Origin of the sequence: Streptomyces sp. KR55 (genome assembly GCF_052245645.1) — a bacterium.
In the GTDB taxonomy this organism is placed as follows: domain Bacteria; phylum Actinomycetota; class Actinomycetes; order Streptomycetales; family Streptomycetaceae; genus Streptomyces; species Streptomyces flavusporus.
The window spans coordinates 1-12265 of the sequence record NZ_JBQQCE010000288.1; the positions used below are offsets into that span (position 1 = coordinate 1).

Here is a 12265-nt window from a genome sequence, read left to right on the forward strand (position 1 = left end):
CTCCTTCGGCTTCACGCTGCCGAACGAGCCGAAGGACGGGCTGCTCTCGGGCTGCCGTACCGGAGTGGGCTCCTCGCGCTTGGGGGAGGAGGCGCCGAGCACGTTGTCCCGGCGGGCCGGCGGCTGGCCCCCGTCGAAGCCGGCCGCGATCACGGTGACGCGGACCTCGTCGCCGAGGGCGTCGTCGATGACCGCACCGAAGATGATGTTGGCCTCGGGGTGGGCGGCCTCGCTGACCAGCTGGGCGGCCTCGTTGATCTCGAACAGGCCGAGGTCGGAGCCGCCGGAGATGGAGAGCAGCACGCCCCGGGCGCCGTCGATGGACGCCTCGAGCAGCGGCGAGGAGATCGCCATCTCGGCCGCGGCCACCGCGCGGTCGTCGCCGCGGGCCGAGCCGATGCCCATGAGGGCCGAACCGGCCTCGGACATGACCGACTTGACGTCGGCGAAGTCGAGGTTGATGAGGCCAGGGGTGGTGATGAGGTCGGTGATGCCCTGGACACCGGAGAGCAGGACCTGGTCCGCCGACTTGAAGGCGTCCAGGACCGAGACCTGGCGGTCCGAGATGGACAGCAGACGGTCGTTCGGGATGACGATGAGGGTGTCGACCTCTTCGCGGAGCTCGGCGATGCCGTCCTCGGCCTGGTTGGCGCGGCGCCGTCCCTCGAAGGTGAACGGGCGCGTGACCACGCCGATGGTGAGGGCGCCCAAAGAGCGTGCGATGTTGGCCACGACGGGCGCGCCGCCGGTGCCGGTGCCGCCGCCTTCACCGGCCGTCACGAAGACCATGTCGGCCCCCTTGAGGACCTCCTCGATCTCCTCGCGGTGGTCCTCGGCGGCCTTGCGGCCGACGGCCGGGTTGGCTCCGGCACCGAGTCCGCGGGTGAGTTCGCGGCCGACGTCGAGCTTGACGTCGGCGTCGCTCATCAACAGCGCCTGTGCGTCGGTGTTGATGGCGATGAACTCGACGCCCTTGAGACCGACCTCGATCATCCGGTTGATGGCATTGACACCACCGCCGCCGACACCGATGACTTTGATGACTGCGAGGTAGTTCTGCGGTGCTGCCACGTCGAAGGCCTCTCGCCTCGAGTTACGTGTCGCCGCCTCGCGGCCTTGCCGCGATCCGACGACTGATGCCGATGGGGACGGTCCGTATCGCCGACCCGAACCCTAACGTTGAAGTTTAGGGTTACCAGTGTGTCTGTTCCCTGGAGTCTTCTGAACAGGACACTAAGTCGACAAGTGGCGCACGTTCAACGAACACGCCGAACCTCCCGTTTTTCTTTTCACCCTATGTGATCAGGCGTAGCGCTGCCCAACCAGGGTGCTGGCCTGCGCCGATGCCCGTCAACTCCCTGATGATGCAGGGGCGGTGGGAACACTGACGTCGAAGTGCCGAGCGGCGGGGGCGGCTTTCATGAGAGCGGCGAGCGTACGGGCCTTCGCGCGCCCCTTCTCGCTGCTCCCCCACGCGACGGTCCGATCGCCGCTCAACTCCAGCGAGATGTCGTCGTAGGAACGGACCTTGACGACCTGGGTGTCGCGTGCGATCACGGCCGGAAGGGAACCGGCGACGCGTACCGCCTCCCGCACCAGCCGGTGCTCGCCGAAGCGCCGGTGGCTGGCCGCGGCCGAATCCGACCGGGACACCGTCAATTCGAGGAGTGGGACGCCTTTCGGAGCCTCAGAAACCGTGGCGAACCGGACACCCTCGTCGTCCACTTCCACGAACTCCGCGCCCTTTTCGACGAGCATAACCGGAGTCCGCTCGGTCACTTTCAGACCGATTCCATGGGGCCAGGAACGGACCACATCAACTGCGTCAATTCGGGGCAATTTCCGACGAAGTCGCGCCTCAATCCCATCGGTGTCGACGGAAATCAGCGGCGATCCGAGCGGAACATCGGCGGCTTCGCGCACCTGCGCCGACGTCAGGACCCGGGTCCCGGAGACGGTCACGCGCTCCACGCGCAGCATCTGCGAGCCGTACAACAGCCAACCCCCGCCCGCACCCAGGAGGACCAGCGCGACCGCGAGGATGATGATCGTACGAAGTCTGGGCGGTCTCAGCCGCCGGGCAGGGGGCGGGCCGGACGACTCCTGCCGGCGTGCACCGCGTTCGGCGGTGGTAGGTCCGACCACGCGCACTCCCTTTCCTGGCTCGGTTCGCCTCCGGGGCGCCTCAGCCGGTGCGGGTCGGCGAGCACAGGCAGGACGTTCTGCTGCACCCACTGGGGGGTGAGTTCCGCGTCGTCGACCAGCAGTCCGCCGCCGGCCTTGACCACCGGCTGGGCGTTCAGCCGCTGTTCGCCGTTGCCGATGGGCAGCGGGACGTAGGCGGCCGGGAGTCCGACGGCGGAGAGTTCGGCGACGGTCATCGCGCCGGCGCGGCAGAGCATCATGTCGGCCGCGGCATACGCGAGGTCCATCCGGTCCAGGTAACTTACCGGGATGTAGGGGGGCATTCCCGGCATCTGGTGCACCTGCGGCAGTTCGTTCTTCGGGCCGACCGCGTGCAGGATCTGGATCCCGGCCTGCTGGAGCCACGGAGCGACCTGCTGGACCACCTCGTTGAGGCGGCGGGCGCCCTGCGAACCGCCGGAGACGAGCAGGGTCGGCAGGTTCGGGTCGAGGCCGAACATCGCGCGGGCCTCGGGGCGCGCGGCAGCCCGGTCGAGGGTGGCGATGGAGCGACGCAGCGGGATGCCGATGTAGCGGGCGTCACGCAGCTTGCTGTCCGGGGTGGAGACGGCGACCTTGGCCGCGTACCGCGAGCCGATCTTGTTGGCGAGGCCGGGGCGGGCGTTGGCCTCGTGGATGACGATCGGCACACCGAGTCGCTTGGCGGCCAGGTAGCCGGGCAGGGCGACATAACCGCCGAAACCGACCACCGCGTCCGCCTTGGTGCGCTCCAGGATCTGCTCGGCCGCCTTGATCGTGCCACGCAGCCGGCCCGGGACGGTGATCAGCTCGGGGGTGGGCTTGCGCGGCAGGGGCACGGCAGGGATCAGCGCGAGTTCGTACCCGCGCTCGGGTACGAGTCGGGTCTCCAGGCCGCGCTCCGTACCCAGGGCCGTGATTCCCACGGTCGGGTCCTGCCTGCGCAGGGCGTCCGCGAGGGCGAGCGCGGGCTCGATGTGGCCGGCGGTCCCTCCGCCGGCGAGTACGACATGCACCGAAATTCACCGCTCTCCGGACGTACGCGCCGCCGAGGCGCGCCGTCGCATCGTGTTCCATCTCCGAGGCCCCTGAGAGCCCCCAGCCCCCCGCTTTCTACCAAAGCGGGGTTGCCGCATCGCAAGCGCCGCCCGCGCAGCGGGCTCGTCGCGCGCGAAGGCGATCAGCAGCCCGATGGCGAACATGGTCGGCAGCAGGGCGGATCCCCCGTAGGAGAACAGCGGGAGGGGGACGCCGGCGATCGGCAGCAGACCGAGCACCGCACCGATGTTGATCACGGCCTGGGCCGTGATCCAGGTGGTCACACCTCCCGCGGCATACCTCACGAAGGGGTCCTCCGTGCGTCCGGCCACGCGGATGCCTGCATAGCCTAGAGCGGCGAAGAGGGCGAGCACCGACAGCGTCCCCGCCAGGCCCAGTTCCTCACCGGTGACGGCGAAGATGAAGTCGGTGTGCGCTTCGGGGAGTTGACCCCATTTTTCCACACTCGCACCAAGTCCGGAACCGAAGAATCCGCCGGAGGCGAGGGCGTAGATCCCGTGCACGGCCTGCCAGCAGGAGCCGTCGGGGCCCATCTCGGTGGCACCGATGCAGCGGAACCGGTCCAGCCGGTTGGAGCTGCTCTGGATGAGGACCGTGCCGATCACCGCGGCCACCGCCAGTACCCCGACGAACAGCCGGGTCGGTGCTCCCGCCAGCCACAACAGCCCGAACAGGATCGCCGTGACGATGATCCCCGTGCCCATGTCGCCGCCGAGCATGATCAGCCCGAGCAGCATGAAGGCGACCGGCACGAGCGGCACCAGCATGTGCTTCCACTGCGCCAGCAGCTTCTTGTCCTGTTTGCGGGCGAGCAGGTCGGCTCCCCACAGCACCAGCGCGAGCTTGCCGAACTCGCTGGGCTGGATCTGGAAGGAGCCGCCGAGGGCGATCCAGTTCTGGTTGCCGTTGACCGCCATCCCTATCCCCGGCACCTGCACCAGAGCCATCAGGAAGACGGCGCCCGCCAGGATCGGGTAGGCCAGCGCCCGGTGCAGCTTCACCGGCATCCGCGACGCGGCGAACAGCAGCCCGGCGCCGATGACGGCGGCCAGCATCTGCTTGCGGAAGAAGTACGACCCCGGCAGGGACATCTGCAGGGCAGTGATCTGGGAGGCCGAGTAGACCATCACCAGGCCCAGCACGGTGATCAGCAGACTGCCGCCGAGGATCAGGTAGTACGCGGTCAGCGGCCGGTCCCACGCTCTGCGCGCACGCGTGGAGAGGCGTACGAAGGGGTTCTCGCGCGGCGGCCGGGGTGCGGCCGGCCCGCGGACGGCCCGCCGCACCGGAGGACGCCCCGTACGGCTGCCGGACATCACCGGCTGCCACCGGCGGGTAGCCGCCGACCAAACCCGAGCCACATCCGAGTCACCCGTCCCTCCAAGGGTCCCGAAGCACCCGCCGTGGCCGAGACCCGCCGTCAGGCGCCCGCGCCGAGTTCGCGAACCGCCTCCGCGAACGCCTCTCCGCGCTTGTTGTAGTTGGCGAACATGTCCATGGAGGCACAGGCCGGTGCCAAGAGCACCGTGTCTCCGGCAACGGCGAGTCGCCGGGCCTCCTGGACCGCCGCGAGCATCGCCCCAGTGTCGGTCCGGTCGAGGTCGACGACGGGTACTTCCGGGGCGTGTCGCGCGAGGGCGTCACGGATCAGGGCACGATCGGCACCGATGAGGACGGCTCCGCGAAGGCGCTTGGCCGACTTGGCGACGAGTTCGTCGAAGGTGGCGCCCTTCGCCAGTCCGCCGGCGATCCACACGATCGATTCGTATGCCGCCAACGAGGCTTCCGTCGCGTGGGTGTTGGTGGCCTTGGAGTCGTCGACGTATGCAACCCCGTCCACGTCGGCGACGTGCGCGATGCGGTGGGCGTCCGGTGTGAAGGCCCGCAGCCCGTCCCGTACGGCCTCGGGCGGCACACCGTAGGCGCGCGCGAGGGCCGCCGCGGCAAGGGCGTTGGCGATGTTGTGCGGGGCGGGCGGGTTGACGTCGGAGACCTCGGCGAGTTCCTGGGCGTTCTTCTGCCGGTCCTCGACGAAGGCGCGGTCCACCAGGATGCCGTCCACGACGCCGAGTTGGGACGGCGCGGGCGTGCCCAGCGTGAAGCCGACGGCCCGGCAGCCCTCCTCGACGTCGGCCTCGCGCACCAGGTCCTCGGTGGCCTTGTCGGCGGCGTTGTAGACGCAGGCGACGCGATTTCCTTCGTAGATACGGCCCTTGTCGGCGGCGTACGCCTCCATGGAGCCGTGCCAGTCGAGATGGTCGGGGGCGAGGTTGAGGACGGCGGCGGAGTGGGCGCGCAGCGAGGGCGCCCAGTGGAGCTGGTAGCTGGAGAGTTCGACCGCCAGGACGTCGTACTGCTCGTCGCCGAGCACCGCGTCCAGCAGTGAGACGCCGATGTTGCCGACGGCGGCCGTGCGCAGGCCGGCCGCCTTCAGGATCGAGGCGAGCATCTGGACGGTGGTGGTCTTGCCGTTGGTGCCGGTGACGGCGAGCCAGGGGGCGGCGTCGGGGCCGCGCAGGCGCCAGGCCAGTTCGACGTCGCCCCAGATCTCGATGCCGGCTTCGTGCGCCGCCGCGAACAGCGGCTTGTCCGGCTTCCAGCCGGGCGCGGTGACGATCAGCTCGGTGCCCTCCGGCAGGGTCGCGCCGTCGCCGAGGCGGACCTTGACGCCCAGGGCCTGAAGCTCGGCCGCCTGCGCCCGCGCCCGGTCGTCGTCGCCGTCGTTGACGACGGTGACGAGCGCGCCCAGGCCGTGCAGGACCTTGGCCGCCGGGACGCCGGAGACGCCGAGCCCGGCGACGGTGACGTGCTTGCCCTGCCAGTTGGTCACTTTTCCGCTGCCCATCCCGCGTAGAAGAGGCCCAGTCCGACGATCACACAGATGCCCTGAATGATCCAGAAGCGGACCACGACGAGCACTTCGGACCAGCCCTTGAGTTCGAAGTGGTGCTGGAGTGGTGCCATCCGGAAGACCCGCTTCCCGGTGAGGCGGAAGGAACCGACCTGGATGACCACCGACATGGTGATGAGGACGAACAGGCCACCGAGGATGGCGAGCAGCAGCTCGGTGCGGGAGCAGATGGCCAGACCGGCGAGCACACCGCCGAGCGCCAGCGAACCGGTGTCGCCCATGAAGATCTTGGCGGGCGAGGTGTTCCACCACAGGAAGCCGAGGCAGGCGCCCATGAGGGCGGCGGAGACGACCGCGAGGTCGAGCGGGTCGCGCACCTCGTAACAGGCGTTGGGGTTGGTCAGGTCCAGCGCGTTGGCGCAGGACTCCTGGAACTGCCAGACGCCGATGAAGGTGTAGGCGCCGAAGACGAGGACGGAGGCGCCGGTGGCCAGACCGTCGAGCCCGTCGGTGAGGTTCACGCCGTTCGACATCGCGAGGATCATGAACAGCGCCCAGACGACGAACAGCACCGGGCCGATCGTCCAGCCGAAGTCCGTGATGAAGGACAGCTTCGTGGACGCCGGGGTGTTGCCGCGGGCATCCGCGAACTGCAGCGAGAGCACAGCGAAGGCGATACCGACGATCAGCTGGCCGGCCATCTTCGCCTTGGCCCGCAGACCCAGCGAACGCCGCTTGACGATCTTGATGTAGTCGTCCAGGAAGCCGACCAGACCCATCCCGACCATCAGGCCGAGCACCAGCAGACCCGAGAAGGTCGGCGCCGCGTCGGCCTCGGGGTCCAGGTAGCTCGTGACCACCTTGGCCAGGAAGTACGCGGCGACCGTCGCCAGGATGAAGGCGATACCGCCCATGGTCGGCGTACCGCGCTTGCTGGCGTGCTCGCGCGGGCCGTCGTCGCGGATGTACTGACCGTAGCCCTTGCGGGCGAGCAGCTTGATCAGCAGCGGGGTGCCGACCAGGGTCAGGAAGAGGCCAATGACTCCTGCGAACAGGATCTGCTTCATCATCGGGCGGCAACCTCACCCTCGGCACCGTTCTCGATGAGCGCCTGCGCCACGCTCTCGAGCCCGACCGACCGGGACGCCTTCACGAGTACGACGTCTCCCGGGCGCAACTCGCTGCGCAACAGGTCGACCGCCGCCTGTGCGTCGGACACGTGCACCGACTCCTCACCCCACGAACCCTCGTTATATGCGCCCAGTTGCAGCCAGGACGCTTCCCTGCCCCCGACCGCGACGAGCTTGCTGACGTTGAGCCGGACGGCGAGCCGTCCGACCGCGTCGTGCTCGGCGAGCGCCTCGTCCCCGAGCTCGGCCATCTTGCCGAGCACCGCCCACGTACGGCGCCCCTTGCCCATGGCCACGAGGGCGCGCAGGGCGGCCCGCATGGACTCGGGGTTCGCGTTGTAGGCGTCGTTGACGACCGTCACGCCGTCCGGGCGCTCGGTGACCTCCATACGCCAGCGGGAGAGGGAGCCTGCCTCGGAGAGCGCGGTGGCGATCTCTTCCGCGGACATGCCCAGCTCATGGGCGACGGCGGCCGCGGCGAGCGCGTTCGACACGTGGTGCTCACCGTACAGGCGCATGGTCACGTCACTGCACCCGGAGGGTGTGTGAAGGGTGAAAGAGGGCTGCCCGGTGTCCGTCAGGTGCACGTTCTCGGCGCGTACGTCCGCTTCGTCGGCCTCTCCGAAGAGGATCACCTTCGCCTTCGTACGGGATGCCATGGCGCGTACGAGGGGGTCGTCCGCGTTGAGGATCGCGGCTCCCTCTTCGGGGAGCGCCTCGACCAACTCGCCCTTCGCCTGGGCGATCTGCTCGCGGCCGCCGAACTCGCCGATGTGCGCGGTGCCGACGTTCAGCACCAGGCCGATGTGCGGGGGCGTCAGGCCGGTGAGGTAGCGGATGTGGCCGAGGCCGCGGGCGCCCATCTCCAGGACGAGGAACCTCGTCTCCTCGGTGGCGCTCAGCGCGGTCAGCGGCAGCCCGATCTCGTTGTTGAACGATCCCGGCGTCCACACCGTCGGTGCCTTGCGCTGGAGCACCTGGGCGATGAGGTCCTTGGTGCTGGTCTTGCCCGCGGAGCCGGTGAGCGCCACCAGGGTGGTGCCGAGCTTGCGTACGACGTGCCGGGCGAGGGCGCCGAGGGCCGTCTGTACGTCGTCGACGACGATCGCGGGCACACCGACGGGGCGAGAGCCCAGAATCGCGGCTGCGCCCGCCTCGATCACGGCCCCGGCGTAGTCGTGGCCGTCCACGCGCTCGCCGACGAAGGCGGCGAAGAGACTGCCGGGCTCCACCTCGCGGGAGTCCCGGACGACCGGTCCGGTCACCTGCACCGACGGATCCGGTATGTCGTACGTCTGCCCGCCGACGACTTCTGCGATCTCGGCGAGAGAGAGGGCGATCACAAGTTCATCCCTGGGTCTTCTGGATAGCTTCGCGAAGCACCTGGCGGTCGTCGAAGGGACGGACCACCCCGGCGATGTCCTGGCCCTGCTCATGGCCCTTGCCCGCGACCAGCACGGTGTCCCCGGGCTGTGCGCGGTCGACGGCGGCGGCGATCGCGGCGGCCCGGTCCTCGAAGAGGAGCACTTCGCCGCGTTCGTGCGCGGGCACCGAGGCCGCGCCCTCGAGCATGGTCGCGAGGATCGCGAGGGGGTCCTCGGAGCGGGGGTTGTCGGAGGTCAGTACGGCGATGTCCGCGAGCCGGGCCGCGGCGGCGCCCATCGGGGCCCGCTTGTTCCTGTCCCGGTCGCCGCCGCAGCCGAGGACGACGTGCAGCCGGCCCTTGGTGACCTTGCGCAGCGCCTTGAGCACCGATTCGACCGCGTCGGTCTTGTGGGCGTAGTCGACGACCGCGAGGTACGGCTGTCCGGCGTCCACGCGCTCCAGGCGGCCGGGCACGCCCGGCACGGCGGCGATGCCGTCGGCGGCGGTCTGCGGGTCGAGGCCGGCGGCGGCGAGGGCGACGATCGCGGCGAGGGTGTTGGCCACGTTGAAGGGGCCCGGCAGCGGCGACCTGGCGCCGATCCGCTCGCCGTTCGGGCCGATCACGGTGAACGGCGAGTCCAGCGGGCCCACCGTGACGTCCTCGGCGCGCCAGTCGGCGTCGGGGTGGCCCTCGGCGGAGTAGGTGACGACCGGGACGGTGGCCTCGCGGGCGAGCCTGCGGCCGTACTCGTCGTCGATGTTGACGACGCCGAGACGGCTGCGTTTCGGCGTGAACAGCTGTGCCTTGGCCCGGAAGTAGTCCTCCATGTCGGAGTGGAACTCCATGTGTTCCGGGCTGAGGTTGGTGAAGACGGCCACGTCGAAGACACAGCCGTCGACCCGGCCGAGGACCAGCGCGTGGCTGGAGACCTCCATGGCGACCGCCTGGACGCCGCGTTCGCGCATGACGGCGAACAGGGCCTGGAGGTCGGTGGCTTCGGGGGTGGTGCGCTCGGACTTGATGCGCTCGTCGCCGATGCGCGTCTCGACGGTGCCGATCAGTCCGGCCGAACGGCCGCCCGTCCGCAGACCGCCCTCGACGAGGTAGGCGGTCGTGGTCTTGCCGGACGTGCCGGTGATGCCGATCTGCAGCAGATCGTGGCCGGGCCGGCCGTAGATCGTGGCCGCCAGTTCGCCCATCCGCGCGCGCGGGTCGTCGACCGTGAGGACCGGCAGGCCCGTGGCGGCGGCGCGTTCGGCGCCGGCCGGGTCGGTGAGCACGGCGACCGCGCCGAGGCCGACGGCCTGGGTGACGAAGTCGGCGCCGTGCGCGCGGGCGCCGGGCAGGGCGGCGTACAGGTCGCCGGGGCGGACGGCCCGCGAGTCGTGGGTGATGCCGGTGACCTCGACGGTGCCGGCCGGTGCGGCGACACCCAGCTGGTCGGCGAGCTCCGCGAGGGGTGTGACGGAGACCCGTTCCGGCCGCGGCGGGCCCGGATATGTCACGGGAACGCCCTTCTGGGTGGTTTGGGACTGATCAGCGTGTGGCACGGCGGTGAGCGTACCGGGCGCACCCGCTCCGGAGCGAAGTGAGGGGCGAGGGACGCTCTGGTCCCCGGGATCGGGGGTGATCGTTGTCACGGGTGGTTCCTGGGTGCTCGGTGCTGAACGGATGGTTCCGGCTGCTCGCCGCTGATCAGGGTTTGAAGGTGACCGGGAGTTTCGCGGGCGGCGTCCCGGTCGGCGGGACCTGGAGGGTCTTCAGGGCGAACTCCATCACCTTCTTGTAGACGGGGCCGCAGATCTGGCCGCCGAAGTAGCTGCCCTTGGTGGCATTCTGGATGGCGCAGTACACGGTGACACGGGGCTTGTCCGCGGGTGCGAATCCGGCGAAGGACGAGGTGTAACCGCGGTACTTGCCAGTGGCCGGATCCACGCGGTTGGCCGTGCCGGTCTTGCCCGCCACCCGGTAGCCGGGGATACGGGCCTTGGTGCCGGTGCCCTCCTCGTCGTCGACGACCGACTCCAGCATCCGGGCGAGCGTCCTGGCCGTCTTCTCGCTGACGACCCGCGTCTTCTCCGGCTTCGGGGCGGGTGTGAAGACGCCGTCGGGCCCCTGCGTGCCGCGCACGAGCGAGGGTTCGACGCGGACGCCGCCGTTGGCGATCGTCGAGTAGACGGACGCCGCCTGCATCGCATTGATGGAGACGCCCTGGCCGAAAGGAATCGTGTACTGCTGCGACGTCGACCAGGTGTCCGGGGAGGCGAGGATGCCCTTGGTCTCGCCGGGGAAGCCGAGCCCGGTGTAGCTGCCGATGCCGAACTTGCGCAGGTACTTGTACAGCACCCGGTTGGCCTCCGCCTGGTTCTTGCCGAGCTGGCCGGTCGCCAGGATGGTGCCGATGTTGCTGGACTTGGCGAGCACGCCGTTGAGCGTCAGGTACCAGGTCTCGTGGTCGATGTCGTCCCGGAAGAGCCGGTCGCCGCGGTGCAGCCGGTTGGGTACGACGACATGCGTGGCCGGCGTGGCGGCGTTCTCCTCCAGTACGGCGGCCATCGACATCACCTTGGCGGTGGAGCCGGGCTCGTAGGCGTCCTGGACGGCCGCGTTGCCCATGGCGGTCGCGTCGGCCGTGGTGAGGTCGTTGGGATCAAAGCCGGGTGAGTTGGCCATGGCGAGGATCTCGCCGGTGGCGGTGTCCTGGACGATCACATAGCCGCGGTCCGCCTTGGACTCCTTCACCTGTTCGGCGATGGCGTTCTGCGCGGCCCACTGGATGTCCCGGTCGATGGTCAGCTCGATGTCGGAGCCGGGCACCGCGGGGGTCTCGGTGGAGCCGACGGTCGGCACCTGGTGGCCGCCGGACTGGGCGTAGCGGATCTTGCCGTCCTCGCCGGCCAGCTGTCCGTTCAGCTGCTGCTCGATGCCTCCGCCGCCCTTGCCCTCGGCGTTGACCCAGCCCAGTATCCCGGCGGCCAGGTCGCCGTTCGGGTACACGCGCTTGCTGCTGGGTTCGGCGAGGACACCGGCGAGGACGTTGACCGTGCTCTTGTCGGTTTCCGCCTTGGCGGAGAGCGCGGTCCTCAGGTCCTTGATCTGCTTCCAGACCTGCGGGGTCTGCCGGCCGGCGAGCTTGACGTAGCGGAGCTTCTTGTCCTCGGGCCGGAGCTTGCGGGCGAGCTCGGCCTGGTCCTGGCCGAGGATCGGGGCGAGGAGGGCGGCCGCCTGCTCGGGCCCGTCGTCGATCTTCAGCTGCGCGGGGGTGAACAGCGTGGGGTCGGCCGTGATGTCGTACGCGTCCACGCTGGTCGCCAGGGCCACGCCGGTGCGGTCGGTGATCTCGCCGCGCTGGGCGGCGAGGGTGTGCACCACGTACCGGTTCCGCTCGGCCTTCGCGGCGTAGGCGCTCGCATCGACGGCCTGCACCTGGAGCAGCCGTACGACGAACACGAGCAGTACGAGGGTCAGCGCCAGGCCGACCAGGCGCAGGCGGGGCCGGGGGCTGCCGAGCCGGATGACGTGCGGGGCCGGAGGGCGGGGCGGGGCCGGACGGCGGGCCGGGCGGGCGCCGGGGCCGGGGCGCCGCGCGCTGCCGGAGCGGTCGGGCCGTGCGGGTCCGGGCACGCGGCGGTGCGGCGCTTCCCTGTCGGTCACTTCCGTCACCTGCCGGGGGTCGTGGTCGGGGTGGAGGTGGAG

The 12265-nt window shown here is 70.1% G+C and carries 8 protein-coding genes and 1 pseudogene; all 9 read right to left on the reverse strand.

The window, feature by feature from the left end:
- On the reverse strand, window positions 1–1071 hold a 1071-nt coding region (gene ftsZ / locus ACTWQJ_RS33220), incomplete at its 3' end, for a cell division protein FtsZ (RefSeq protein ID WP_443310210.1).
- A gap of 279 nt (window positions 1072–1350) precedes the next feature.
- Entirely contained in the window at window positions 1351–2145 is a 795-nt protein-coding gene (locus ACTWQJ_RS33225; protein ID WP_443310215.1) for a cell division protein FtsQ/DivIB, read from the reverse strand.
- Between the two features lie 41 nt (window positions 2146–2186).
- A pseudogene (gene murG, locus ACTWQJ_RS33230) lies at window positions 2187–3179 on the reverse strand (undecaprenyldiphospho-muramoylpentapeptide beta-N-acetylglucosaminyltransferase); the annotation flags it as partial.
- Between the two features lie 6 nt (window positions 3180–3185).
- Window positions 3186–4538, reverse strand: a complete 1353-nt coding sequence (ftsW, locus tag ACTWQJ_RS33235) for a putative lipid II flippase FtsW (protein ID WP_443310211.1) — start codon at window positions 4536–4538, stop codon at window positions 3186–3188.
- A gap of 104 nt (window positions 4539–4642) precedes the next feature.
- Window positions 4643–6067 carry a UDP-N-acetylmuramoyl-L-alanine--D-glutamate ligase gene (gene murD / locus ACTWQJ_RS33240; RefSeq protein WP_443310212.1) on the reverse strand — a complete coding sequence of 475 codons (1425 nt, stop codon included), beginning with the start codon at window positions 6065–6067 and terminating at the stop codon, window positions 4643–4645.
- Complete coding sequence (mraY, locus tag ACTWQJ_RS33245; protein ID WP_129797541.1) at window positions 6049–7140, reverse strand: phospho-N-acetylmuramoyl-pentapeptide-transferase; 1092 nt, start codon at window positions 7138–7140, stop codon at window positions 6049–6051. The genes murD and mraY overlap by 19 nt, the downstream gene beginning before the upstream one ends.
- Window positions 7140–8546 (reverse strand): UDP-N-acetylmuramoyl-tripeptide--D-alanyl-D-alanine ligase, encoded by a 1407-nt coding sequence (locus ACTWQJ_RS33250; RefSeq protein ID WP_443310213.1) that lies wholly within the window; start codon window positions 8544–8546, stop codon window positions 7140–7142. Before ACTWQJ_RS33250 ends, mraY begins: the two co-directional genes overlap by 1 nt.
- 4 nt (window positions 8547–8550) lie before the next feature.
- Complete coding sequence (locus tag ACTWQJ_RS33255; protein WP_443310214.1) at window positions 8551–10074, reverse strand: UDP-N-acetylmuramoyl-L-alanyl-D-glutamate--2,6-diaminopimelate ligase; 1524 nt, start codon at window positions 10072–10074, stop codon at window positions 8551–8553.
- 190 nt (window positions 10075–10264) lie between these two features.
- Window positions 10265–12223, reverse strand: coding sequence for a peptidoglycan D,D-transpeptidase FtsI family protein (locus tag ACTWQJ_RS33260; protein WP_443310216.1), 1959 nt, complete (start codon window positions 12221–12223; stop codon window positions 10265–10267).
- Window positions 12224–12265 lie beyond the last annotated feature (42 nt).